The sequence below is a fragment of the Paenarthrobacter sp. UW852 genome, from assembly GCF_024608385.1.
In the GTDB taxonomy this organism is placed as follows: domain Bacteria; phylum Actinomycetota; class Actinomycetes; order Actinomycetales; family Micrococcaceae; genus Arthrobacter.
Genome location: NZ_JAMSGY010000005.1, coordinates 253546 through 277768 on the forward strand (window position 1 = coordinate 253546; position 24223 = coordinate 277768).

25 protein-coding genes are annotated in these 24223 nt (G+C 63.9%); 12 read left to right on the forward strand and 13 right to left on the reverse strand.

Annotation, left to right across the window (positions count from 1 at the left end):
• Positions 1 to 81 precede the first annotated feature (81 nt).
• The gene (locus NEK97_RS11235; protein WP_257370007.1) at positions 82 to 1329 is read right to left on the reverse strand and encodes a D-arabinono-1,4-lactone oxidase; all 1248 of its coding nucleotides are present in this window, start codon (positions 1327 to 1329) and stop codon (positions 82 to 84) included.
• A gap of 130 nt (positions 1330 to 1459) precedes the next feature.
• Between NEK97_RS11235 and NEK97_RS11240 the strand changes: the two genes are divergently transcribed.
• Positions 1460 to 2464 carry a LacI family DNA-binding transcriptional regulator gene (locus NEK97_RS11240; RefSeq protein WP_257370008.1) on the forward strand — a complete coding sequence of 335 codons (1005 nt, stop codon included), beginning with the start codon at positions 1460 to 1462 and terminating at the stop codon, positions 2462 to 2464.
• Here NEK97_RS11240 and NEK97_RS11245 read toward each other — a convergent pair.
• The 3 genes from NEK97_RS11245 to NEK97_RS11255 all read right to left on the reverse strand — a co-directional run bounded on the left by NEK97_RS11245 (position 2461) and on the right by NEK97_RS11255 (position 6168).
• The gene (locus NEK97_RS11245) at positions 2461 to 3447 is read right to left on the reverse strand and encodes a bile acid:sodium symporter family protein (protein ID WP_257370009.1); all 987 of its coding nucleotides are present in this window, start codon (positions 3445 to 3447) and stop codon (positions 2461 to 2463) included. The genes NEK97_RS11240 and NEK97_RS11245 overlap by 4 nt on opposite strands.
• A gap of 95 nt (positions 3448 to 3542) precedes the next feature.
• The gene (locus tag NEK97_RS11250) at positions 3543 to 5039 is read right to left on the reverse strand and encodes a SulP family inorganic anion transporter (protein ID WP_257370010.1); all 1497 of its coding nucleotides are present in this window, start codon (positions 5037 to 5039) and stop codon (positions 3543 to 3545) included.
• 22 nt (positions 5040 to 5061) lie between these two features.
• Positions 5062 to 6168, reverse strand: coding sequence for a GTP pyrophosphokinase family protein (locus tag NEK97_RS11255; protein ID WP_144649037.1), 1107 nt, complete (start codon positions 6166 to 6168; stop codon positions 5062 to 5064).
• A gap of 110 nt (positions 6169 to 6278) precedes the next feature.
• On the opposite strand from NEK97_RS11255, the gene NEK97_RS11260 reads away from it, so the two are divergent.
• Both NEK97_RS11260 and NEK97_RS11265 read left to right on the forward strand, forming a co-directional pair.
• Entirely contained in the window at positions 6279 to 7100 is an 822-nt protein-coding gene (locus NEK97_RS11260; protein ID WP_211710383.1) for an alpha/beta hydrolase, read from the forward strand.
• 40 nt (positions 7101 to 7140) lie between these two features.
• Positions 7141 to 8076 (forward strand): carbohydrate kinase, encoded by a 936-nt coding sequence (locus NEK97_RS11265; RefSeq protein ID WP_257370011.1) that lies wholly within the window; start codon positions 7141 to 7143, stop codon positions 8074 to 8076.
• Positions 8077 to 8079: 3 nt separating this feature from the next.
• Here the strand turns inward: NEK97_RS11265 and NEK97_RS11270 are convergent, their stop codons facing one another.
• The gene (locus NEK97_RS11270; protein WP_257370012.1) at positions 8080 to 9141 is read right to left on the reverse strand and encodes a glutathione S-transferase family protein; all 1062 of its coding nucleotides are present in this window, start codon (positions 9139 to 9141) and stop codon (positions 8080 to 8082) included.
• 84 nt (positions 9142 to 9225) lie between these two features.
• Between NEK97_RS11270 and NEK97_RS11275 the strand changes: the two genes are divergently transcribed.
• Positions 9226 to 10035 (forward strand): HAD family hydrolase, encoded by an 810-nt coding sequence (locus NEK97_RS11275; RefSeq protein ID WP_257370013.1) that lies wholly within the window; start codon positions 9226 to 9228, stop codon positions 10033 to 10035.
• On the opposite strand, the gene NEK97_RS11280 is transcribed toward NEK97_RS11275, so the two are convergent.
• The gene (locus NEK97_RS11280; RefSeq protein ID WP_257370014.1) at positions 10032 to 10808 is read right to left on the reverse strand and encodes an isoprenylcysteine carboxylmethyltransferase family protein; all 777 of its coding nucleotides are present in this window, start codon (positions 10806 to 10808) and stop codon (positions 10032 to 10034) included. The genes NEK97_RS11275 and NEK97_RS11280 overlap by 4 nt on opposite strands.
• A gap of 122 nt (positions 10809 to 10930) precedes the next feature.
• A complete protein-coding gene (locus NEK97_RS11285; protein ID WP_257370015.1) occupies positions 10931 to 11845 on the reverse strand; it encodes an SDR family oxidoreductase in 915 nt (304 codons plus the stop codon).
• Positions 11846 to 11919: 74 nt separating this feature from the next.
• On the opposite strand from NEK97_RS11285, the gene NEK97_RS11290 reads away from it, so the two are divergent.
• The 4 genes from NEK97_RS11290 (at position 11920) to NEK97_RS11305 (ending at position 15338) form a co-directional block, all read left to right on the forward strand.
• Complete coding sequence (locus NEK97_RS11290) at positions 11920 to 12168, forward strand: hypothetical protein (RefSeq protein ID WP_211710388.1); 249 nt, start codon at positions 11920 to 11922, stop codon at positions 12166 to 12168.
• A 38-nt stretch (positions 12169 to 12206) separates the two neighbouring features.
• Positions 12207 to 12986 (forward strand): glycerophosphodiester phosphodiesterase, encoded by a 780-nt coding sequence (locus NEK97_RS11295; RefSeq protein WP_257370016.1) that lies wholly within the window; start codon positions 12207 to 12209, stop codon positions 12984 to 12986.
• A 156-nt stretch (positions 12987 to 13142) separates the two neighbouring features.
• Entirely contained in the window at positions 13143 to 14147 is a 1005-nt protein-coding gene (locus tag NEK97_RS11300; protein ID WP_257370017.1) for a D-2-hydroxyacid dehydrogenase family protein, read from the forward strand.
• 48 nt (positions 14148 to 14195) lie between these two features.
• On the forward strand, positions 14196 to 15338 hold the full coding sequence (locus tag NEK97_RS11305; protein ID WP_257370018.1) for a glycerate kinase: 1143 nt from the start codon (positions 14196 to 14198) through the stop codon (positions 15336 to 15338).
• A gap of 3 nt (positions 15339 to 15341) precedes the next feature.
• Here the strand turns inward: NEK97_RS11305 and NEK97_RS11310 are convergent, their stop codons facing one another.
• Positions 15342 to 15578, reverse strand: a complete 237-nt coding sequence (locus NEK97_RS11310) for a DUF2630 family protein (RefSeq protein ID WP_257370019.1) — start codon at positions 15576 to 15578, stop codon at positions 15342 to 15344.
• Positions 15579 to 15668: 90 nt separating this feature from the next.
• Between NEK97_RS11310 and NEK97_RS11315 the strand changes: the two genes are divergently transcribed.
• The gene (locus NEK97_RS11315) at positions 15669 to 16112 is read left to right on the forward strand and encodes a YdeI/OmpD-associated family protein (protein WP_257370020.1); all 444 of its coding nucleotides are present in this window, start codon (positions 15669 to 15671) and stop codon (positions 16110 to 16112) included.
• Between the two features lie 88 nt (positions 16113 to 16200).
• On the forward strand, positions 16201 to 16656 hold the full coding sequence (locus NEK97_RS11320; RefSeq protein WP_257370021.1) for a hypothetical protein: 456 nt from the start codon (positions 16201 to 16203) through the stop codon (positions 16654 to 16656).
• 21 nt (positions 16657 to 16677) lie between these two features.
• Here NEK97_RS11320 and NEK97_RS11325 read toward each other — a convergent pair whose 3' ends face one another.
• The 3 genes from NEK97_RS11325 to NEK97_RS11335 all read right to left on the reverse strand — a co-directional run bounded on the left by NEK97_RS11325 (position 16678) and on the right by NEK97_RS11335 (position 18275).
• Positions 16678 to 17229, reverse strand: a complete 552-nt coding sequence (locus NEK97_RS11325) for a dihydrofolate reductase family protein (protein ID WP_257370022.1) — start codon at positions 17227 to 17229, stop codon at positions 16678 to 16680.
• Between the two features lie 12 nt (positions 17230 to 17241).
• Positions 17242 to 17568 (reverse strand): hypothetical protein, encoded by a 327-nt coding sequence (locus tag NEK97_RS11330; protein WP_257370023.1) that lies wholly within the window; start codon positions 17566 to 17568, stop codon positions 17242 to 17244.
• Between the two features lie 140 nt (positions 17569 to 17708).
• A complete protein-coding gene (locus NEK97_RS11335) occupies positions 17709 to 18275 on the reverse strand; it encodes a type 1 glutamine amidotransferase domain-containing protein (RefSeq protein WP_257370024.1) in 567 nt (188 codons plus the stop codon).
• A gap of 292 nt (positions 18276 to 18567) precedes the next feature.
• Here NEK97_RS11335 and NEK97_RS11340 point away from each other — a divergent pair, with 292 nt between their 5' ends.
• Positions 18568 to 19953 (forward strand): lysozyme, encoded by a 1386-nt coding sequence (locus NEK97_RS11340; protein ID WP_257370025.1) that lies wholly within the window; start codon positions 18568 to 18570, stop codon positions 19951 to 19953.
• Between the two features lie 15 nt (positions 19954 to 19968).
• On the opposite strand, the gene NEK97_RS11345 is transcribed toward NEK97_RS11340, so the two are convergent.
• Entirely contained in the window at positions 19969 to 21324 is a 1356-nt protein-coding gene (locus tag NEK97_RS11345; RefSeq protein ID WP_257370026.1) for a uracil-xanthine permease family protein, read from the reverse strand.
• Between the two features lie 254 nt (positions 21325 to 21578).
• Here NEK97_RS11345 and NEK97_RS11350 point away from each other — a divergent pair, with 254 nt between their 5' ends.
• Positions 21579 to 22184 carry a malonic semialdehyde reductase gene (locus NEK97_RS11350; protein ID WP_257370027.1) on the forward strand — a complete coding sequence of 202 codons (606 nt, stop codon included), beginning with the start codon at positions 21579 to 21581 and terminating at the stop codon, positions 22182 to 22184.
• Between the two features lie 204 nt (positions 22185 to 22388).
• Here NEK97_RS11350 and pgm read toward each other — a convergent pair whose 3' ends face one another.
• On the reverse strand, positions 22389 to 24050 hold the full coding sequence (pgm, locus tag NEK97_RS11355) for a phosphoglucomutase (alpha-D-glucose-1,6-bisphosphate-dependent) (RefSeq protein ID WP_257370028.1): 1662 nt from the start codon (positions 24048 to 24050) through the stop codon (positions 22389 to 22391).
• Positions 24051 to 24223: the final 173 nt, after the last annotated feature.

Here is a 24223-nt window from a genome sequence, read left to right on the forward strand (position 1 = left end):
CTCGCCTATCGCGTTGCCAACCCGCTGTTCCGTCGCTGGCCAGCAACGGAACAGCGGCCCGGCAACGGCCCAGGTGTCCAGCTAGGACGTGACGGCTACGCCCAGCACTCTGTCCAGGAGACCGTTGCGGAACTTGCCCGTGGGGTCGTTCGCCTGGACGAGCGCGCGGAAATCCCCGAAACGGGGGTAGAGAGCGGCAAAGTCGTACTGGCTGGGGGTGAAGAGTTTGCCCCAGTGCGGCCGGGCACCGAACGGACGCAGCGCTTCCTCGAGTTCGGGGAGTACCGCCTCCACCTCGGCCTGCAGGGGCTTCCACGTGAAGTGCAGCGCTACGCTTTGCTGCTGGTAGAAAGGGCTGAGCCAGAACTCGTCCGCGGCCACTGTGCGGATTTCGGAGATGAACAACAGCGGTGCCAACGTGGCCGCCAGGCCTCGGACAGCCTGTAGTGCCGCAGGCGCCTGGTCCAGGGGCAGCAGGAATTCGCTCTGGAGTTCCTCGCCATTGCTTGGCGTGAATTCGTGCCGGAAGTGCGGCAGGCGATCAAGCCACTTTCCGGGGACGTCCAGCTGCTCGGTGCAGTTCTCGGCGGACATATCAGGCAGCGGGTGCAGTGCCGCGGTCGCAGGCGTCCCGCCGAACAGGTCCGCGAGGGGAGTTTCGGTGTCCAAAGCCTTGAACCACACCTGGGGGATGGCATCTCCCGTGTAATTCGTGAAGAAGCTGACGCTGTAGGCGCTGGCCGCGATGGTGTGGAAGTTCGCCAGGACGCCGTCCCAGGACAGATCAGTGAGGACACGCTGGCGGACCTCGTAGCTGGGCCTGACGGCAAGCTCCAAGCCCGTCACAATGCCCAGGGCTCCTACGCCCACCACGCTGGCGAGGAATTCGTCGTCGTCCGCGGTGAGCGTTACCAGCTCGCCGGAGGCGCGCACAAGGTCAACGCCCACGACGGCGGCAGCCAGGGAGGGGTTGTTGACCCCACTGCCGTGCGTGCCTGTTTGGATGGCGCCGGCGACGGAGATGTGGGGAAGCGATGCGAGGTTGTGGATGGCGTATCCCTGTTCCTCCAGCGCGCGTCCCAGCGCGCCGTAGCTGATCCCGCCGCTGACCTTGACGGTCCCTTTGTCTTTGTTGAGGGCAATTTCCTGAGGCAGGGCGTCGAGCAGGATGTGGGTCCCGTCCGTGTCGGCGACGGTGTTGAAGGAGTGCCGGGAGCCGAGAGCCTTGATGCGGGGCGCATTGGCTACGAGCTCCTGCAGCTCGCCAACCGACGTGGGTCGATGCACTTCCGTGGAGGAGTACTCGAGGTTTCCTGCCCAGTTCTTCATTGAATGATCTTCCAGCTTGGGATACAGATAACTCCCGTAATTGTTAACGCTCTCAACTAATTGCGTCAAGGGGAGTCCAACTGGTTGAAGATAGAGTTCAGGAAATGCGCTGTCTATCAGGAGTCGCCCCGTGAGCAAGGGATCCAAGCCCACCATCCGTGACGTTGCGACGGCGGCCGACGTATCGCTGACCACGGTGTCATACGTGCTCTCCGGCCGGCACGGCGGCACAACCCGGATCAGCCAGCCCACCCAGGACCGGGTGCTGGCGGCGGTCAAAGAGCTGGGTTATGTGCCAAATCAGGCTGCCCGGGGAATGCGTCGGGGCAAGACGGACGTAGTGGCTGTGGCGATCGGGAACCTCGAGTGGCCTTGGGACCGGGCCTTGGCAACAACGGCCGCAAAGATCCTGCCCGAGCATGGGTTCCAGCCAGTGATCCTGTTGGGCGACGATTGGCGTCAGTTCATGATGTCCGGCGGTGCTGACGGTGTGATCATCGGCTACTTCCCGGAATCGAGGTCCGAGGACCAGACCGTCACGGAGCTGGCCCGCCGCGGGGTTGCCCAAGTGGTGATCTCGGGGACCATGAAACCGCAGGGATTCGACGTCCTGGCCCCTGAATCCGAGGCTGGGCTGAGGGAGTGCATGGAGTTCCTCACCGCGTCCCACCGCAGGATCGCCTGCATCCGCAGGGCCGATCCGGCAGGCCGCCGGAAGAGCCGCTATGCCGCATACGCTGCTGGGCTTGAGAGGGCCGGAATTCCGCTCGACGAGTCTCTGGTCAGGACGTCGAATCACCACCCGGCTACCGCGTACCGGTCGGCGCTCGAGCTGCTCCAGATGCCCAACCGGCCCACCGCCATGGTCTGCACCGACGACATGGAGGCGTTGCAGGCCATCCGCGCCGCCTACAGGCTGGGCCTCCGGGTGCCTGAAGATATCCAGATAGTCGGTGTGGGCAACTCAACGGAGGGCCAGGAATACGATCCCGCGTTGACCACCGTGGGACCTGACCCGATCTTCGAAAAGGTGGTCCATATGCTCCTGGACCGCCTGTCTGGCACCACTCCCGCCGCCGGCGTCCGGGTGGCCTCGCCGTGGAAACTGCACCGGCGCGGCACCACCCGGGGTTAGTCCTTCAGCGGACGCCGAGCCAGCCAGGCGGCGACAATCGCGCCGGAAATGTTGTGCCACAGGGAGAACACGGCGGACGGCAGTGCGGCCAGTGCGCCGAAGTGGGCGGTAGCCAGCGTGGCGGCCAGCCCCGAGTTCTGCATGCCCACCTCGAATGCGAGGGCACGGCGGGCTTTGTCGTCCAGGAGGCCGAGTTTGCCGGCCAAGTAGCCCAACCCCAGGCCAAAGCCGTTGTGGAGGACGACTGCCAGGAAGACAATTCCGCCGGCAGCAACGATCTTGCTGGCGCTGCCCGCCACGACGATCGCCACGATCAGGGAAATAACGACGGCGGACGCCCAGGGGAGTACCGGAAGGACCTTTGCGACCAGCTTGGAAAGGAACAAGCGGGCCAGCAGGCCTGCGATGACCGGCAGCAAGACGGTCTTTACGATGTCCAGGACCATGGCGCCGGCGTCGATGTGCAGGAAGGAACCCGCCAGGAACAGCGTCAGTGCCGGTGTCACAAGGGGTGCGATCAGTGTCGAAACCGAGGCGACAGCCACAGAAAGGGCAACGTCGCCCTTGGCAAGGAACGCCATGACGTTCGAGGCAGTACCCGACGGAGCGCAACCCACCAGAATGAGGCCCACGGCCAGTTCCGGCGGCAATTGCAGAAGAACGGCGATGAGCCAACCGGCGCCGGGCATGATCACGTAGTGCGCCACAATACCCAGTGCCACGGCCCAGGGGCGGCGGGCAACCGAGGCAAAGTCCGGTGGGGTCAACGTCAGGCCCATGCAGAACATAATGGTGCCGAGCAGGTAGGGAACTGCGGTGCCCATGGGTTTGAAGACATCCGGAAGCAGGAACCCGAGGACACCTGCGGCCACCACCAGGAGCGGGAACACCGTCACGGCAATACGCGCAATCCTGGCCTCAGCGGCAAGGGCTGCGTTCGCGGGTTCTTGGGTCTTTGGCGGGGTATTGGTTGCCTCAAGCATTCATCCATGCTCACACTTGGCCCGCGGCAGGGACGACTTCGTTACATTCACGGCCGTGTATATGTCAGATGACCGTCGTCTCATCCCCGGTTTGGTCAGGAGTTGAGCTTCCCCGCCAGACGCTCCCGCATGCGCACGCTGGCCTCGTTCAGCCCAATGAACTCCACCTCGCGCCCATGGTTGCGATACTTCTCAGTCACTGAATCGAGGACGGCCACCGTAGACGCATCCCAGATGTGCGAGCCGTGGAGATCGATAACTACGCGATCTATGCCTTCTGAGGAATCCTTTGCGTAATCGAACTGGGTGTAGAGATCGTTGGATGAGGCGAAGAAGAGTTCACCGTCTACCGTGTACGTCGCCACGGTCTCTCCGTTGAGCTCCAGTTCGGTCCGCTCGACTGTCGCAAAATGGGCCACCCGCCGCGCAAACAGCACCATTGCGGTCAGAACGCCGACGCCGACTCCCACCGCCAGATTGTGTGTCGCCACCACAGCGGCAACGGTCACCAGCATCACCGCAGTCTCGGATTTCGGGAGGCGCTTCAGGGTTGAAAGCCGCACGGAGTGCCAGTCGAAGGTGATCAGGGAAACGAAGATCATGACGGCCACCAAGGCTGCCATGGGGATCATGCCCACAACGTCACCCAAGACGACCACCAGCACCAGGAGGAACACGCCTGCAAGGAACGTGGACAGCCGGCTGCGTGCCCCCGAGCCTTTGACGTTGATCATGGTCTGCCCGATGACGGCGCATCCGCCCAGGCCGCCCAGGAACCCGGTCACGATGTTTGCCGCACCTTGGCCCCAGGAGACCCGTGTCTTGTTGGAACGGGTGTCCGTGATGTCGTCCACCAGCTTGGCGGTCATGAGCGACTCCAGCAGACCCACCAAGGCCATGGACAAGGCGAAGGGTGCGATGATCCGGAACGTCTCCAGGTTCAAGGGGACGTTAGGCAGGAAGAAGCCCGGGAGGCTGTCCGGGAGTTCGCCCTTGTCGCTCACGGTCGGAACGTCGATTCCACCAAGCACAGTGACCAAGGTGATGAGCACAATCGCCACCAAGGGAGCAGGAACAGCCTTGGTGAAGCGCGGCAGAAGAAACACGATCACCAATCCCACGATGACGATCGGATACACCGCCCAAGGGACGTTGAAGAGTTCCGGCATTTGCGACATGAACACCAGGATGGCCAGTGCATTCACGAAACCGATCATCACCGAACGCGGGATGAAACGCATCAGCCGTGTCACCCCCAGCACCGCCAGGATGATCTGGAAAACCCCGGCCAGGATGATCGTGGCAATCAGGTAGTCGAGTCCGTGTTCCTTCATCACCGGAGCGATCACCAGTGCCACCGCCCCGGTTGCCGCGGAGATCATGGCGGGACGGCCTCCCACCAGTGCGGTCACCACGCCCATGGTGAACGAAGCGAACAACCCGATCCGAGGATCCACGCCCGCAATCACCGAGAACGCGATGGCCTCCGGGATGAGTGCCAAAGCCACCACGAGACCCGCGAGGGATTCCGTCAGCAGGCGGCGGGGCGAACGGAACGTCACCCGCAGTGACATGAGTTGCTCGGGAGTCATGGGTCCTTATTGGGGGCGGTCTTTACAAAGCAGTCTGACGGTAGCGCTCAATCTGCTTAAGACGCCGCTGGAGGCTGTCGCGCCGCGGGTGCGGAACGACGTCGGGCGCCTCGGCGGTGAGATCAATGTGTTCGGTTCCGTACTGCCACAGCAGGAGGTCATCCAGGAGGCGGTCGGGGCCGGGGGAGTAGCGGTGGTCCAGGGCCTTGCGGACCTCGGTGATCCGGTTGGCGCTGAGCAGCCCAGCCAGTTCCACGGTCTTGGTCAGTCCGTGGGCGGCAAGCAACTCGGCGGCCCATCCCCAGTCGTCATCAACTTTACGGTCAACGTGGGGAAGGAGCGTCCGCCAGACATCACGAACCCGATTGGGAGTCAGGGGCGAACCGCCCTCACCCTCCAGGTCCCAGTAGCTGCGGACTTCCTCGTAGCGCTCATGGAGGTCGGCGAAGGCGCTCTCCACCGTTTCCAACATTGCCGCGGTTGCTGTGAACTGACGGTCGAAATGGGGCGTCCAGGCTCGTGGATCTTCGGCCTTGAAACGGATGTCGTGCTCAATCTCGCTCCAGGCGTGCGCGAACACGGTACGGATCTGGCATTCGAAGAAATAGCTGCCGTTGGCCGGCATGTCCGGATTGAAGACGTGCTGGTACTCCTTGACGGCCTCGTTCTGGATAGTGCGAAGGATCAGGTGGCGGCTGGAGTAGCCGTAGGTCCCGGACTCGATGGAGCCGATGTCCTTCTCGCGGTCGCCACGGCAATCAAAGAGCTGACGCTGCCGCTTGATGATGTTGGCTACCGCAGCGTTTTCGGCGGGCAGCTTGGTGATGACACGGATGCCCACCATGTCGTTCAACGTGCGGAAAGGGTCCGGGAACTTGAGGACCCGCGGACCGCCCGGCTCCAAGGGATCATCCGTCCGGGAAATCTTTTCCCGGAACGACTCCACGGTCTTTGTCCGTCCCGTGACGAACAACGGCGTGACTTCGGCGTCGTTCAGCATGTCCCTCAACGTGAGCAGGACATCGCGGGTAACGCGCTTGAGGGCGGGACGAACCCGCTCGTAGAGGGCCACGTTCGCGTCCACTGCGTCGCGCTGGTCCTGGTCCAGGCTGTCCCAATTGCTTGCCATGCCCCCAGCTTACGGGTCGGGTCCGACACTGAACCCGGCCACTCGCCGTCGGGGTGCCCCTAGCCAAACTTCCGGATCGTCACGATAGGCTCAGTACAAAGGAGGGCGCAATGTTGCGGCACAAGTACAGCTACGGCGAACACCCCAGTCAGTGGGGCGAACTCTTCATACCTGAACCGAACAACGGGAACCATCGCGGCGCATCAGCAGCTGCCGGTGGAGTCGCCGTTGTGATCCATGGCGGCTACTGGCGCTCGCAGTACGGTGCGGAGCTCGGTGAGCCCCTTGCGCGGGACCTTGCAGCGCACGGCATCACGGCCTGGAACCTTGAATACCGGCGGGCAGGGAACGGCGGTGGTTGGCCCCATACTTTCGAGGACATCCTGGCCGGCATCGACCATCTGTCCGAAATCGCGGGCGACCACGACCTCCAGTTGGGCAAAGTGGTGGCACTCGGGCATTCGGCCGGCGGTCACCTTGCTGTCTGGGCCGCCGGTCGTGAGCGGCTTTCGGCCATAGGAACTCCCGACGCCGACCGCCAACTGGTGCGCTCACCCGAGGACAACGCGGTCCACCTGACAGGCGTGGTGAGCCAGTCCGGCCTGCTCAACCTTGCGGCCGCGGAGAAGCTCAACCTCAGCAACGGCGCAGTCTGCAACCTCATGGGCGGTGATTCGGCCAGATTCCCCAAACGGCATAAATACGCGGATCCCATGAGTTTGCTGCCCATCAACGTCCCCGTCTATGCCGTGCACGCCACGGAAGACGAGGACGTTCCTGCAAGCCAGTCCGAGGCCTACGTTGCTGCGGCCACGGCTGCCGGTAGCGCGGCCCAACTGTTGCGCGTGCCCGGCGACCATTTCGACCTGATCGATCCCAAGGCAGTGGCTTACAAGAAGTGCCGCGAGCTGGTGCAGCGATTGCTCTCGTAATTGTTGGGCTGCGGAGGCCGCGCTCTGGCAGAGTGGTCCCATGCTGACTGTCATTGGTGAAGCCCTGGTGGACGTCGTTCAACGCTCCTCTGGAATCGAGGCGCATGTGGGCGGGAGCCCGCTCAACGTGGCAGTCGGGCTGGCGCGCCTGGACCACCCCGTCCAGTTCATCGGGCGGTACGGCCGCGACGCTTACGGCGACTCGATCGCCGCGCACCTGCGTTCAAGTTCGGTGATGGTGCCGCTGCCGCCGGACGACAAACCAAGCAGCGTCGCCACCGCTGAAATCGATGACGACGGCGCCGCCACCTACGCGTTCGACCTCGCTTGGGAGTTGCCCGGCCTCGCCCCGCGGCTGCCGCTCATGCTGCAGGGCACCACCCTGCTCCACACAGGTTCCATCGCCACTGCCTTGGAGCCCGGCGCCGCGGAGGTGCTTGCCGCCGTCGAGCATGCCCACCCGGCCAGCACCATCAGCTTCGATCCCAACTGCCGTCCAAGCATCATCACGGACGTCGACTACGCACGTAGGCAAGCCGAACGCTTCGTGGTGCTGTCCGACGTCGTAAAGGCCTCTGACGAGGACCTCGAATGGCTGTATCCCGGCGTCGATCCGACGGAATCCGCGCGCCGTTGGTTGGCCCTGGGCGGCGACGAAGGACCTGCGTTGGTGGTGGTGACCCGTGGATCACGCGGGCCATGGGGGATCACACGGGCCGGGGAAACGGAAGTGGCCGCGCCCTCCGTGAACGTCGTGGACACTGTGGGTGCGGGGGACTCGTTCATGGCCGGGCTGCTGTCCGCGATTGTGGACCACGGGCTGGACGGGGCGCAGAACAGGGACGCGCTCCGGGCCATGCCTGCGGAGACACTCGCCGCGATCCTGGATCATGCAACGCGTGCTGCCGCTGTCACGGTCTCGCGGGCCGGGGCCAACCCCCCGACCCGCGCCGAGCTCAACCAGGGTGCGGCTTAGGAGCTAGCCGGCCCCGTGCCCTGCGGCTACCTCTTCACCTGCCTTGACCGGGCCCGGTGGGGTGCCCTCACCAAAGGGGTTGCCGCCCAGGGCCTCGCGTCCGTGGTCGGTAAGCCACCCGGACAGGTCCGGGCCGGCAGGAACGATCTGCGTGGGGTTAATATCCTCGTGCACGATGTAGTAGTGCTGCTTGATCTGCACGAAATCGATGGTGTCGCCGAAGCCCGGAGTCTGGAACAAGTCCCGGGCGTAGCCCCACAAGGCAGGCATTTCGCTGAGCTTGTTCCGGTTGCACTTGAAGTGTCCGTGGTAGACGGCATCGAAGCGGGCCAAGGTGGTGAAGAGCCTGACATCGGCCTCCGTGATGGTGTCGCCCACCAGGTAGCGCTGGGTCGTCAACCGTTCCTCCAGCCAATCCAAGGCCGTCCACAACCGTTCGTAGGCGGCGTCGTAGGCCTCCTGTGAGCCCGCGAACCCGCACCTGTACACGCCGTTGTTGACCTCGGTAAAGACGCGCCTGTTGACCAGGTCGATCTCCTCGCGCAGGTGTTCCGGATAGAGCTGCGGGGCGCCGGGCCGGTGGAACTCCGTCCATTCCGTGGAGAAGTCCAGAGTGATCTGGGGGAAGTTGTTGGTGACCACTGCTCCGCTGGGGACATCGACAATGGCCGGAACAGTGATGCCTCGGGGGTAATCCGGGAAGCGGCGGAAGAACGCCTCCTGCAGCCGCTCAATGCCCAGCACGGGATCCTTGCCGTCCGGATCGAGGTCGAACGTCCAGGAGCGGGCGTCGTGCGTGGGTCCTGGCTGGCCGAGGCTGATGACGTCTTCGAGCCCAAGGAGCCTGCGGACAATCACAGTTCGGTTGGCCCACGGACATGCCCGCGCTGCGATGAGGCGATACCGTCCCGGTTCGACAGGCCAGCCCGGTTCTCCGTCAGGTCCGGGTGCGCCATCGCGGGTGATGCGGTCCTCAATATAATTCGTGTCCCGGTTGAACTCACCGCCGGTGACATACGCGCCGCGTGTGCTGTGTTCTTCGATTGTTCCGGTCTTCTCGCTCATGAACCCACACTATGGGGCACTTCCAGGGCTGCGCTATCACTTGGCTTCGGCGGCGCCAGATCAGCAGCCCACTAGACTGGATTGATGCGGCTCGTAGCAAGCGATATTGACGGCACCATCCTCGGTCACGACGGCAAAATCAGTGACCGGACCATCAAGGCATTCCAGGCGTGCCGTGACGCAGGGGTGGAACTGGTCTTCGTCACGGGCCGGCCGCCGCGGTGGCTTTACCCGCTTCAGGAGCAGCTCGGCCACAGCGGAATCGTGATCTGTTCCAACGGCGCGGTCGTGTGGGATTTGGAATCCGAAAAAGCACTTTCCTCATGCGTCCTGGACGCCGCGTCAGTCTTTGAGGCCCGCCGCATCATCAAGTCCATCAGGCCCGATGCCCTGTTCGCGGTCGAAACCCTGACAGGTTTCCAGCTGGAGCCGGGCTTCATCGAGAACGAAACCAGTGAGCTGCTTGCCGAGTTCACCCCCCGGCCGTTGGACGAGACGCTGACGGCGGATGACGCCGTCGTAAAGTTCCTGGCGATCACCCGCAAGGGCACCCCTGACGATTTCCTTGCCGAGGTGCAGCCGGCAGTCGCCCACTTGGTGAGCACGACGCATTCGGCCCCACGCACGGCAATGCTGGAAATGTCAGTCCAAGGCATCAACAAAGCCGTCACCCTGGCCAAGTACGCCGAGTCGCTGGGGATCGAGGCCGCGGACGTCGTGGCGTTCGGGGATATGCCCAACGACATTGAGATGCTCCGCTGGGCAGGCCACGGCTACGCGATGGCCAGCGGACACCCGGAGGCCATTCTTGCCGCCGGCCGGCAGGCTCCCCACTTCGACGACGACGGCGTGGCCCAGGTTCTTGAGGCGAAACTCACCGAACAGCGGGTTTAGTTTCCGAACCGCGGGACCCAACAACGGACGTTGTCGCAGTAGCGGTCAAAGTCTGTGCCAAACCGTCGGCGGAGATCAGCTTCTTCGTGGGGCCTCACTGCGTAATTCCACACCAGCGAGCCAATCACCGCGTAAGCGACCACCAGCCACGATCCCAGCATGAGTCCGATGGCAGCGCCCTGCACGATTCCTGCGAGAGCCATCGGGTTCCTGATCCAGCGGTACGGCCCGGCGATGACCAAACGGTTGGGCATTGCGGATGGCAGCGGCGTGCCCTGTCCAAGGGTGGACATGGCCAGTGCTGAATAGATGCCCAGTGCGCTGGCAAGTACCAGGAGGACCGCGCCTATCACGCCTGCGATGCCAGGGATCGGCAGGGCGACAGCCCAGCGGTGCTCCAGTGCTGACACCGCGAGGGGAATCACTCCCAGGAAGAAGCTCCAGAAGAGCACGAGTTGCGCGAAAGTCGTCGCGACATGCGGAGCTGCCGTGGGGCGTTGCGCTGCTGGGCGGAACGCGAACGGACCGCGGAGAACCCACTCAGATGGCACTCGTCCGTAGGCAACGAGGCAGAGCGCCACTATGGAACATGCGGACGCGGCGGCCATGGCCACAACGCCCCACCCTGCTTCGGTGCTGATGGTGGCATAGCTTGCCAACGCCACGGTGACCAAGCAGGTCCAGGCGGTGGCGATGACAGCCGCCGCCTTGTTGCCACAGGCCGCCACGGCCGAAGCCACGACGAACAGCGGGATATCCGCACAGGCAACCATGACAGGATCTAACCGTCCAAGCGTTAATTCACGGATCAGTGGCAGGGCAAAGACTGAGATCCACCAGGCAGCCCCCGCCACGGCCTGCGCGGCAAAATATGCCCGCCCCCACGCAGGCCCCGTCACGGGTGCCGCACGCCCTTGCCCGCCAGCAGGGCGCGGTAGCCCTCCTTATATGTGGGGAAGGTGAGTTCGACCCCGGTGGCCCGTACACGCTTGTTCGAACAGCGTTTGTCGCCAGGGCCGGCGTCGGACGCGTCGCCGGGTGCCGCCGTCGGGGGTTCCGGGCAGCCCAGTTCAGCAGCAAGAAACCGCATGACCTCGCCCATTTCTGCCGCGTGATCGTCAACGCCTATGTACACCGGATCCGGAGCCTGGTCCATGGTGGTGAGGTGGACGATCATGGCTGCGGCGTCGTCCCTGTGGATGCGGTTGGTGTGCCGGGGCCGGGCGGGAATGACCGCTTGTCCTGTGCGGACCTGGTCAATCAGCCGGGTGCGTCCCGGTCCGTAGATGCCGCCCAGGCGCAACGAGATGGCCTCTGTGCTGGTGCCTCGGGTCCGGGAGAACAGCAATTCTTCGGCCTCCACCAGCACTTTTCCGCTGAAGCGCGTCGGCTCCGTGGCCGTGGACTCGTCCACCACAGCCCCGCCGGAATCCTTGTACACAGCCGTGGAGGAGACGAAAAGGATCCGGCGCGGCTCCAACCTTTGCCGCTCCAACGCGTCCAGCACGTTCCGGGTGCCCTCCAGATAAGCCGTGCGATAGGCCTCCTCGGTGGAGGTATCGGCTGCCACGGCAATCACCACGATGTCCACATCCGAGGGAAACTCCGGCAGGTCCTTGGCGAGGTCCGCGTACATTCCACGGATCTGGGGCGGCAGCTTTTCGGGGGACCGACGCAGGCCAACAACCTCACGGCCGGCGGCGGCGAAGCGAAGCCCGGCTTCGGTTCCGAGGTCGCCGCACCCGGCAATCAATACAGTCATGCCCCTAGTTTCGCAGGCCGCAGCTGTCACCGAGTTCCCAGCCTCCATACAACCGGCGTTCACGTGGCACCCGTAGGCTTTCAGCCACGGACTTGTTAGCACGTCGAAGGTGCAGGGGAACCATGGCAAAGCGTAGGATCAACGATTTCACCACTGCGCCGTTGCGGCGCATCGAACCGGATCATCACTGGCGCTCGCTGCGGCAGGGCGACCGCGTCAAGGTCACGCTCACCCCCGGTTACGAGTCCGCAGGTGTGGTGGACGCCGTCACCGGAGACGCCACAGCAGTTTGGGTGGAGCTCGACGGCGGTCGCGGCCGGACGCTGGTGCACGTCAGCGACGGCGTCGCGATCGTTCCGCACGAGGCCTGACACACTTCTTTGGGGCGGACGTCGGCTACGCTACGGATGTGACGCTGCCCTATTTCCTCCGCAAGGACGGTTCGGTTGGCCCTTTGGCCTTCGCGCACCGGGGTTTTTCGTTGGACGGCCTGGAGAATTCCATGTCAGCCTTCAAGGCTGCAGTCGAATTGGGAACTGCGCACCTGGAAACGGACGTGCACACCACCCGTGATTGCGTGGTCCTGGTCTTCCACGACTCGTCCCTGGACCGGGTGACCGATTCCGTGGGCGCCGTCTCCTCGCTGACCGCCGCGGAGGTTGCCAAGGCGCGCATTGGTGGGATGGAGCCGGTGCCAACGTTCGACGAGCTGGTTACCTCGTTGCCGGACGCCCGGCTGAACCTGGATGTCAAGGACTGGAACTCGGTGCGCCCCTTGGCGGAGGCCATTGAGAGGCATGGAATCCACCACCGGGTCCTGGTGACGAGCTTTTCGGACAGGCGCCGCCGCGCAGTCCTTCGGCTGTTATCACGGCGTGTGGCCTCCTCGGCCGGCAGCACTCTGACGGCGCTTTTTGTTCTTCTGGGTCCTGTCCTGCCCGCCACTTTGGCACGGAAGCTGCTTGCCGGCGTCGACGTTTTCCAGGTCCCGGTCCGCTACGGAAGGCTCCCGGTTGTGACTCCGGGTTTCGTCCGACGCGCCCATCGGCTGGGCCTGCAGGTGCATGTGTGGACCATCAATGAACCCGCGGAAATGGACCGGCTGCTGGATCTTGGCGTGGACGGTCTCGTGTCCGACCGGCTCGACCTCCTCAAGGAAGTCCTGGTCCGTCGCGGCGAGTGGGTGTGAGCGAGCGTTTGGTTGAAGCGGGTGGGATGTGAGCGAGGGTTGGGGGGAACCGGACCCTCGCTCACATCCCTACCGTTTCCCGTGGACCCTCGCTCACATTCCTACCGTTTCGACCGTGCCCTACGGGTTGGGCTGACACCCAAAAACCTACGTGAGATGGTGGTCAGTACCAGCAGCCACTGCGCGAGGGAGATTGGCGTGACCCTGTTCCGTTTAGCGATCCTTGATGACTACCAGCAAGTCTCAGGGGACTACGCCCCGTGGGAGTCACTGCTCGACGACGACGTGAAGGTCAGCGTTTTCAGCGCACCTTTCGTTTCGGAGGAGCAGGCCGTGGCCGCTTTGGCGCCGTTCGACATCATTGTGGCGATGCGCGAACGCACCCGTTTCCCGCAGAGTGCCTTGGATGCCCTGCCGAACCTCAAGCTCCTGGTGACTACGGGCATGGCCAACGCCGCCATTGATATGGAAGCGGCAAAGGAGCGCGGGATTGTGGTGTGCGGTACGGCTGGTTCGCCGGCGGCGGCACCGGAGTTGGCATGGGCGCTCCTGTTGGCATTTGCCCGGAACCTTCCTGTGGAGGAGAACTCGCTCAGGGCAGGGGAGTGGCAAACGGGCGTTGGGTTCGAACTCGAGGGAAAGACCCTGGGCATTGTGGGCTTGGGCAAGATCGGTTCCCGGATGGCCCGCTACGCCAAGGCCTTTGGGATGGACATCCTGGCGTGGAGCCAGAACCTCACTGCCGAAGCAGCCGAAGCTGCGGGCGCCCGGAAGGTGTCAAAAGAGGAGCTGTTCCGCGAGTCCGACGTGGTCACGCTGCACCTCCGGTTGTCCGAGCGTACGGAGGGCATTGTGGGCGCCAGGGAACTCCGGCTTCTGGGCCCGGAGGGGCTGTTGGTGAACACGGCCCGGGGTCCGCTGGTGGATGAGGCGGCGCTCGTGCAGGCCCTGGAGGAAGGCTGGATCAGGGGCGCCGCCTTGGACGTCTTCGACGAGGAACCGCTTCCTTCCGGGCATGCATTGTTGCACTCTCCCCGGACGGTGCTCTCGCCGCACATCGGCTATGTGACTCATGAGAGTTACCGGCAGTTCTATGGGGGCGCTTTCGAGGACGTGAAGGCGTGGCTTGCGGACGCTCCGGTTAGAGTGTTGAACGGCTAGGTTACGCTGCGGCAAGCGCTTTCCCAGCAAAGCTGGCAAGATGGATCCATGCGTATCCTCATCGCCCCCGACAAATTCAAGGGATCCCTGACCGCTGCCGAAGCCGCGTCAGCCATGGCCGAAGGCGCCCTCCGCGTCTACCCGGACGCCGTGACCACCCAGTTCCCGGTGGCCGACGGCGGCGAAGGCACACTGGATGCCGCCATCGCAGCGGGCTACGAAGAGCGGAACAACGCCGTGGTTGGGCCCATCCTCAAGCCTGTTGGCGCTTCCTGGGCGATCCGCAAGGACGCATTTGGCGGCGCCACTGCCGTGATCGAAACCGCGCAAGCATCCGGCCTGGCGCACATGGAGCCGACTCCCGAGAACTCGCTCCGCGCCCACAGCTACGGCTGCGGCCAGCTGATCGCCGCCGCTCTCGAAGCCGGTGCCACTGAGATCGTGCTGGGGTTGGGCGGTTCGGCAATGTCCGACGGCGGCAGCGGAGCCTTGCGTGCGTTGGGGCTCAAGCCCCTCGATGCCGCGGGGAACGTGGTGCCCCTCGGCGGCGGTTCGCTGGCCGACGTCGTCGCCTTGGATGTCTCCGGGCTGGATCCGCGGCTTTCGGCCGTGACGTTCCGCATCGCCGTCGACGTCCGGAACCCGCTGTACGGGCCTGATGGCGCCGCACATGTTTTCGGTCCGCAGAAAGGCGCCGATGAGGACGCTGTAGAGAAGCTCGACGCCGGCCTTCGCAACTGGGCATCGCTCCTTCGGGAAACCACCGGCCGCGACGTTAACGTGCCCGGAGCCGGAGCGGCAGGCGGGTTCCCGGCGTCGTTCCTGGCCTTTACTGACGCTGCGCTGGAAGGCGGCTTCGCGTTGGTCGCAGGCCTCACGGGCCTGGCCCAGCACCTGGGCGAGGCCGACCTGGTCATCACCGGCGAGGGGTCCATGGACGAGCAGTCGCTCACGGGCAAGGCGCCGATCGCGCTAGCCGATGCCGCCAGTGTGCACGGCATACCAGTGGTGGCCGTGGCGGGGCGCATCACGGTCACGCCGGAAGACCTGGCGAAACACGGCATCGTGGCCGCCGCGCAGTTGCTGGACGTTGCACAGCGCAAGGATGGTGTTCCCGACGTCGCCGATGCCGTGGCTAATGCGGCCAAGTACCTGGCGTGGGCGACCAGCCAGGTGCTTGAAGGGGCGTAGCGCCTACTGGCGGTAGCCCTCAACCTCGTTGACCGGCCTGGGCTCGGCGTCGTCGGGGTTCTCGCCGGCGTTTTTCTTGGCGCGACGTTGGCGCAGCAGGTCCCAGCACTGGTCCAGCTGTGCCTCCAGCTGGGCGAGGCGGGCGCTGTCATCCCCCGCCCCAGTGCTGGTGGAGTCGCGCAAGCGGTGTTCCTCCTCGACCAGCGACTGAATACGTTCCAGCAGGTCCTGGTTATCCATGCTCTGTCTCCTTTGTGGTGGGACGCTTACGTTCGAACGTAGCCCAGCCGACGGGGTGCGTCTACTCTCAGCCGACGGCATACTTGGGTCATGAAATTCACTACGACCATCGTGGGCGATGGCAACAAGGCTGGCATCGAGGTTCCGGACGAGGTCGTTGACGGGTTGGGTGCAGGAAAGCGCCCGCCGGTGGTGGTGACCATCAACGGCCAGAGCTATCGCAGCAGCGTTGCGGTGATGGGCGGCAAGTACATGGTGGGCGTCAGTGCGGCGAACCGGGAGCTGACCGGTGCCGCCGCCGGGGACACGGTGGAGGTTGGTCTGGAAGTGGATACCCAGCCCCGCATCATCGAGGTGCCCCAGGACTTGGCTGCCGCGCTGGACGCCGAGCCTGGGGCGAAGGCCTTTTACGAGACCCTGAATTACAGTTCGCAGCGGAGGTACGTGGAGCCGATCGGGGACGCCAAGACGCCGGAAACCCGTGCCCGGCGGATTGCAAAGGTGGTTGCGGATTTGAAGGCCGGGAAGAAGTAGCTACACGCCGTTATCGAGCGAGTGAGTCGAGCCGCTGAGCCGCCACCGCGGCCGCTAGGCTGGACTTTTCGAGCTTTGGAGGCTGGCCGTGGTTTACGACCCCGAGCGCGATCTGCGCGACGATGAAGTGTATGCCGAGCACAAGGAGGCCGTGGCCAACGGTCAGAAGCGAGTGCTCCGCAGGACCAGCACCGGCGAACTCCACAGTTACGCTGGCGATGAGATTGGATTCACGCCAGGCCGCGGCCAGGCGCAGGTGAGTTCCTGGTGGGGGATGGCGATTCTGTCGGCATTCGGATGCATTGGGTTCGTTGCGTCGGTGGCGATGCTTCTGTCCCCGCTATTTCAAGGAGATAGCCCCTCATGGGGCGCTCTTTGGGGTATGGGGCTGGCGGGGTTTATTGCCTGGTATGGATTCAACCTGTCCAGGGACGAGTACAAAGCCACGCGGCTTCGCAAACAACGCGGTTCTCCTATGCCGGGCACCGGTTACGTTGATGTGCAGCTGCTGGAAACAGGCCAGCGCCGGACCAATCGAGGCTAGGCGAGTACCGCCGTCGTGCGTTTAGTCTTTCCGCAGACTGTACGTGCTCACCACGTTGCCCTTGCTGGTGGCGTACTGGTCCTCCAGCACCAGCCGGTTCAGCGGATCACCGTCCTCGAAGAGCCGACGGCCGGTACCGGCAATCACCGGGTGCGTCATCAGGGTCAGCTCATCGAGCACGCCCGCGAACAGCAGTTGGCGTACCAGCGAGATACTGCCGCACACGGCGATCTCACCGCCGTCGCGGTTCTTGAGTTCCGTGACGAACTGCTCCACGTCGCCGTCAATCAGGTGCGAGTTTTCCCATTCCAGCGGCTCAGCCAACGTGCGGGATGCGACGAACTTCTCGACGGGGTTAATGAATTTGGCGAAGTCGTCGTCCTGCGTCGCGTTCGGCCAATACTGGGCCCATTCCTGGTAGCTGATCCGGCCCAGGACCACAGTGTCCACGGTATTGATCATCTTGGTCAGGCCCTTGCCAAGGTCCTCGTCAAAGCTATCGAACTGAAACTTGAACGGATCCTGGACCACGCCATCGACGGAGTGGAACAGTCCGGCGGTAACTTTGCGCATCGGTGCCTCCTGTTAGGCTGCTCGGCTTGTTGTTTGGAATTCGCGGGACGGAAGGGCAGTCACGTTGCCGGGGGCAGGGTTGAGTTTGACCGGCATTTCATGGAGCTCAGCATAAACCTTGAGCTGATCCAGGGCTTCGGGATCCACCATCGCGTCCGTCAGGTCCATCTCGACGCCGAGGCCGCCGCCCAGGCTCCTGGTCCGCTGAACCACCGGATACAGCCCCTGCAGGCTCTGTGCGGTCACGTGACCGGTCGCTGCGATCTGGATCTGTTCGCCGTCAACGTCGACGCGAACAACTACGGAAAGCTTCTCGCTGGTCAATGTACTGCCTTTCATCGTTGCTGCCACGCTGCAGCGCCCCCAGCGTATGTGGTGAGTGTGACGTGCGCAACATTGCAACGAAACGGCGAGTGCCGCCGTCGTACATCTCGTGAAAGTACGACGGCGGCACTCGCCTTATGTGGCTCGGCTGGCCGCTAGGCGGTCTGGCCGGCGTGTTGGCCTTCGGAGATTTCCTCCACGACCTTGGCGTTGAAGGCGGGCAGGTCGTCCGGTTTACGGCTGGTGACCAAGCCCTGATCGCACACCACTTCTTCGTCGGTCCAGTTGGCGCCCGCGTTCTTCAGGTCCGTCTGGAGCGTGTGGTACGAGGTGACGTTGCGGCCCTTGATGACGCCGGCCTCAATGAGGAGCCATGGACCGTGGCAGATCGATGCCACGGGCTTGTGCTGCTCGAAGAAGGCTCGTGTGAAGTTCTGGGCGTCCTTGTCGACGCGGAGGTTGTCCGCGTTCACGACGCCGCCCGGGAGTACCAGGGCGTCGAAGTCGGATGCATTGGCGTCTGACACCGCGAGGGTGGCATCGAAAGTGTCACCCGGCTCGGTGCCGTTGTAGCCCTGGATGGTGCCCTTTTCAGGGGCGATGAGCGTAGGTTCGCCACCGGCGTCCTTCACTGCTTGCCATGGGCTGGTGAGTTCCACCTGCTCCACGCCGTCCGTCAGCAGGAATGCGACCTTCTTGCCCGAGATGTTGTGTTCTGACATTGTTCCTCCTCTTGTTCGGCTGCCTTTTGGGCACATGCCGTTGCTGCGAGAGTTGTTTGTCTGACCTGTTCCAGCCTAGGGAACACGGTCTTAGTAAGCAAGCTGACTATTAATTTCCGTGGATCACCACCTGGGGTCGCACCGGGGCTTGCGCCGGCGGGTGGCTACTGGATAGTAGGCTGAGTCGCATGACGTGGGGGCGCCGGTTCCTCCCGCACCCCGGAGGACTCGCCACATGTTCAGAACGCACACGTCCGTCAAAACGCCCATCCGAGGCGCTCTCGGAGCCAAAGTGACTGCGTTTCTCTTGGCCGCCGTGACCCTTGCCGCCTCAGGGGCAGGGGCAGCGACTGCCGCCGAAGAACCAGGCCAAGGGGACCACTCCATGGGATCCACTCTTCGTGACAACGAAAGCGAGGGCCAGGATTTGGCCACGATCCAGGACGCTTCGCCCTTGGCAGTGCCGCAAGGCGTGCGTGGAATGGACGTGAGCAGCCACCAGGGCGTGGTGGACTGGTCCAAAGCCGCAGCCAACGGGGCAAAGTTCGCCTACGTCAAGGCCAGCGAAGGGACCGCGTATAGCAACCCCTACTTCGCCGGCCAGTACGCTGGGGCGGCTTCAGCCGGCATGCTGCACGGCGCCTACCATTTCGCCCTTCCCAATGCCTCGTCCGGAGCAGCGCAAGCCAACCACTTCCTCCAGAGTGGTGCAGCGTGGACGCCGGACGGGAAAACACTGCCTTCCCTGCTGGACCTGGAATACAGCCCCTACGGCGACGGCGCCTGCTATGGAATGACGCCGGGCCAGATGATTTCGTGGATCTCCGACTTCTCCACCACCATCCTGGCTAGGACCGGGCGCCTTCCAGCCATCTACACGACTACCGACTGGTGGAATAGGTGCACCGGTAAGGCCAACGGCTTCGGGAACCACCCGCTCCACATCGCGAGCTGGGCATCGACGCCCGGAGAGCTTCCCGCCGGCTGGACGAGCTACACCCTGTGGCAGCACGCCGACTCCGGCGTCTTCCCGGGGGACCAGAACGTCTTCAGGGGCTCGCTCACCGAGTTGACCGCGTTCGCCAAGAATCCGGGTCCCATCTTCTCTGATATTGCTGGTGGCCAGTTCACCACCGAGATCAACTGGCTCGGGTCGCGAGGCATCTCGACTGGCTGGACCGAAGCGAACGGCGCCAGGACGTACCGTCCCCTCGCGCCCGTTGCGCGTGATGCCATGGCCGCGTTCATGTACCGCTTGGCCGGATCGCCTTCCTTCACCCCGCCGGCCAGGTCGCCGTTCGCTGATGTCGCCCCGGATAACCCGTTCTACAAGCAGATCACCTGGCTTGCCAGCAAGGGCATCAGCACGGGCTGGACCGAAGCCAATGGAACCAAGACCTACCGGCCGCTCGAACCAGTTGCGCGTGATGCCATGGCCGCGTTCATGTACCGCCTGGCAGGTTCGCCGGCCTACAGCCCGCCCGCAAAGTCGCCTTTTGCGGACATTGCCACGAAAAATCCGTTCTACAAGCAGATCACCTGGTTGGCGGCTAGCGGCATCAGTACCGGCTGGGCCGAGGCGAACGGAACCAGGACCTACCGTCCCCTCGAGCCGGTCGCCCGCGACGCCATGGCCGCATTCATGAGCCGCTACAACGCCAGGTTCGGGAGCAAGTAGCGGGCCGTTGCGGGGCTACTTCCCCTTGCGTCCCGTTCGCTTGGCGGCGGCGTTCATCGCCGACTTCACCGCAGGCGGCAGTCCCGCCGTCTCGGTCTCCGGTTCAGCCACGGTCCCACGCCAACGGGCGAGGCCTTTCATGCCGTGGTAGATCACCAGTGCTGCAGCTGACCCAAGGGCGATGCCCGTGAACTTCAGCTCGCCAATGGTCCACGTGTAGTCCGCGATGCCAATGATCAAGGCCACGGCGGCCGTGGTCAGGTTGATCGGGTTGGAGAAATTGACCTTGTTCTGCACCCAGATCTTCACGCCAAGGACGCCGATCATGCCGTAGAGCATCGTCGCGGCGCCACCCAGGACGCCCGGCGGGACAGTCGCAATCAGTTCTCCGAATTTCGGGGAGAAGCTCAGCAGGATGGCGAAGATACCGGCCACCCAGTACGCCGCCGTCGAATAGACCTTGGTGGCGGCCATGACGCCGATGTTTTCTGCGTAAGTGGTTGTACCCGAACCGCCGCCGAATCCGGCAAGCACCGTCGCGGCGCCGTCGGCCATCAGCGCGCGGCCGGAGACGCCGTCGAGGTTTTGGCCGGTCATGGCGGCTACCGACTTCACGTGCCCGACGTTCTCGGCCACCAGCACCAGCACCACCGGCACAAACAGGCCCACAACCCCAATGTGGAACTCGGGCGTCTGGAAGAACGGGAGGCCAACCCAGGCTGCGGCGTCCATTTTTTCGTAGCTGACCTCGCCGCGCATCATGGCCACGAGGTACCCCACCACAACGCCCACCAGGATGCTCAGCCGTCCCAGGATGCCGCGGAACAGGACGGACACCAGGATGATCGTCACCAAGGTGACCAGGGCGGTGACGGGGGCGGCGTCGAAGTTGTTCTTCGCGGCAGGGGCCAGGTTGAGGCCGATCAACGCGACGATCGCGCCGGTAACGATCGGCGGCATGAGCCGATTGATCCAGTCGGCACCGAACTTCTGCACGACGGCACCAATAAGGGCCAGTACGACGCCGGCCAGCACCACGCCGCCCAGGGCGCCGCTGACGCCGTACTGCTGTTGGGACGCCATGATCGGGGCGATGAACGCGAAGCTTGAACCGAGATAGCTGGGCACCCGGCCTTTGGTGATGACGAGGAACAGCAGCGTGCCGATGCCCGAGAAGAACAGGGTTGTGGCTGGAGGCATACCCGTGATGATGGGGACCAGGAAGGTCGCCCCGAACATGGCCACAACATGCTGCATGCCGATGCCGATGGTCAACGGCCACGCGAGCCGCTCATCCGGTGCCACCACGTGGCCGGGCCGGATGGACTTGCCGTTGCCGTGGAGCTTCCATTTGGTGCCGAGCATGCTCATGGCAGGCCTTCCTCAGAAGAGTGTTGGGATTCGGTGCAACATTACCGCCATTGTGGGGCCTGCTCTACGCGCCTCGCACACGGAATAGCGCGCAAAACGGGCCACGCAACGCAAGGAAACGACACGCGGAGTCACGCTATGTGCGCAACGTCACGGGCCGTCATGGGAAGAGGACAACGGAAGTTGAAGTTGCAACCATGGAAAGCAGAAGTGCCCGGCCGCCCACAAGGCCTGGCCCAGCGAAAGGTTCATCCATGACGATTGCACACGAAGAAGCAGTCATTGACGCCGCAGCAGTCGACGCCATTTTTGCCGAAGCCCGTACCGCCAACAGCTTTGCCGGTGAGGTTACCGAAGAGCAAGCCCGCGCCATCTACGAGCTCACCAAGTTCGGCCCGACGGCTTTCAACTCCCAGCCGCTCCGAGTGACCTACGTCCGCTCGGACGAAGCCCGTGCCAAGCTGGTGGACCACCTGTCCCGCGGCAACCAGGCGAAGACCGCGTCCGCACCCCTGGTCGCGCTCCTGTCCTACGACACCAACTGGCAGGGTCAGTGGGACAAGTTCCTTCCTGAGTACGGTGCGCCCAAGGCCATGTACGACGACAACGCTGAACTTGCTGCAGCCACGGGCAACAACAACGCCCACCTGCAGGCTGGCTACTTCATCCTGGCCGTCCGCTCGCTCGGCTTCGCCGCAGGACCGATGACCGGAGCCGACTTCGCCGCGATCGACGCCGAATTCTTCCCGAACGGTGACCAGAAGAGCTTCCTCGTGGTCAACATCGGCCAGCCCGGCCCGGACGCCTGGGGCGCAGCCAAGCCGAAGTTCTCCTACGACGATGTGGTCCGCACCGTCTAGCACTTCGAACACAGAACCGCCCGCTCACCTGAGGTGAGCGGGCGGTTCTCGTTTTAAAGGTCAGTGGTGCTTTAGGCGCCAGTCGTGCTCCAGGGGGCCGGGATGTGATAGAGCGTTGGGAAATCCCGTCTGTTTCGTGATAGAGCGTTGGGAAATCCCGTCGGTTTCGTGAGTGAGCGTTGGTACTCACCGACGCTCGCTCACCTACGAGATGACCCCATCCACCAAGGCCTTGGCTTCTTCTTGAACCTGCTTCAGGTGGTCCGCGCCCTTGAAGGACTCGGCGTAGATCTTGTAGACGTCCTCGGTGCCGGAAGGGCGTGCCGCGAACCAGGCGTTCTCCGTAACAACCTTCAAGCCGCCAATCGAAGCGCCGTTGCCCGGTGCCTCGGTGAGCTTGGCGGTGATTTCTTCGCCGGCCAAGGAAGTTGCCGTGACGTCGGCAGCGGAGAGCTTGCCCAGCTTGGACTTCTGCTCACGCGTGGCGGCGGCATCGATGCGCGCGTATACGGGCGCACCGAACTGGTCGGTGAGGCCCTTGTACAGCTGCGAGGGGGAGGAGCCGGTGACGGCCGTGATTTCCGAAGCCAGAAGAGCGAGCAGAATGCCGTCCTTGTCGGTGGTCCAGACGCTGCCGTCGAGCTTGTTGAAGGATGCTCCGGCTGATTCCTCGCCACCGAATGCGCCTTCGCCGGAGAGCAGGCCAGGGACGAACCACTTGAAACCGACCGGCACCTCAACCAGCTTGCGTCCGAGCCCGGAAGCAACGCGGTCGATGATCGAGGAGGAAACCAGGGTCTTGCCCACCACTGATTCGGGGTTCCAGCCACTGCGGTTCCGGTAAAGGTAGTCGATGGCCACGGCAAGGTAGTGGTTGGGGTTCATGAGGCCGCCGTCGGGGGTGACGATGCCGTGGCGGTCAGCGTCGGCGTCGTTACCGGTAGCGATGTCGTAGGCGGCTGTACCGTCCGCACCCACTGACATTCGCTTGATCAGGGAGGCCATGGCCGACGGCGACGAGCAGTCCATGCGGATCTTCTCGTCCCAGTCCAGGGTCATGAAAGCCCACTGCGGATCGACCGTGGGGTTAACCACCGTGAGGTTCAACTGGTGGCGCTCGCCGATTTCGCCCCAGTAGTCCACCGAAGCGCCGCCCATGGGATCTGCGCCGATGCGGACACCGGCCTCACGGATCGCGTCGAGGTTGAGCACTGAGGGGAGGTCGTCCACGTAGCTGCTCAGGAAGTCGAACTTGCCGGTGGTTTCCGCGTTCAAGGCATCGTTCAACGGAATGCGCTTCACACCACGGAGGCCGTTCTCCAGCAGTTGGTTGGCGCGGTCGGCGATCCAGCCTGTGGCGTCGGTGTCAGCCGGACCGCCATGGGGCGGGTTGTATTTGAAGCCGCCGTCACCGGGCGGGTTGTGGCTGGGGGTGACCACGATTCCGTCGGCCTGGGGCGTGCCCGGGGCTGCTTCGCGGTTGTACTTCAGGATGGCGTGGCTCAGCGCGGGCGTGGGTGTGTAGGCGTGCCGTGCGTCAACCAGCACGGTGACTCCGTTGGCGGCCAGAACTTCAAGCGCGGAGTTCTGTGCCGGTTCGCTGAGGGCGTGGGTGTCCCGTCCTATGAACAGCGGCCCGGTGATGCCCTGGCGCCCGCGGTACTCGACGATTGCCTGCGTGATCGCGAGGATGTGCGGTTCGTTGAACGACGCCTTCAAGCTGGATCCGCGGTGTCCAGACGTTCCAAACGCCACACGCTGCGCGGGATCACCCAGGTCAGGGGCGACGTCGAAGTACGCGTCCAACAGGGCTGTGATGTCTACAAGGTCTTGGGGAAGGGCAACTGTGCCCGCTCGGCTAGCCATGGGGTCCAGCATGCCAGACCTCGGGGCCTGCCGACAGGAAATGTCCGGGATCCGGTCCCTGTGACGCCGAATGGCGCCCACGGCTGCCGCCCCTGAATGAAGATTAACCCCTTGTTCAAGTACGGCTGCTAGCCAAAAAGAACGCTCCGCCCCGATCCAAGGAACCGGGGCGG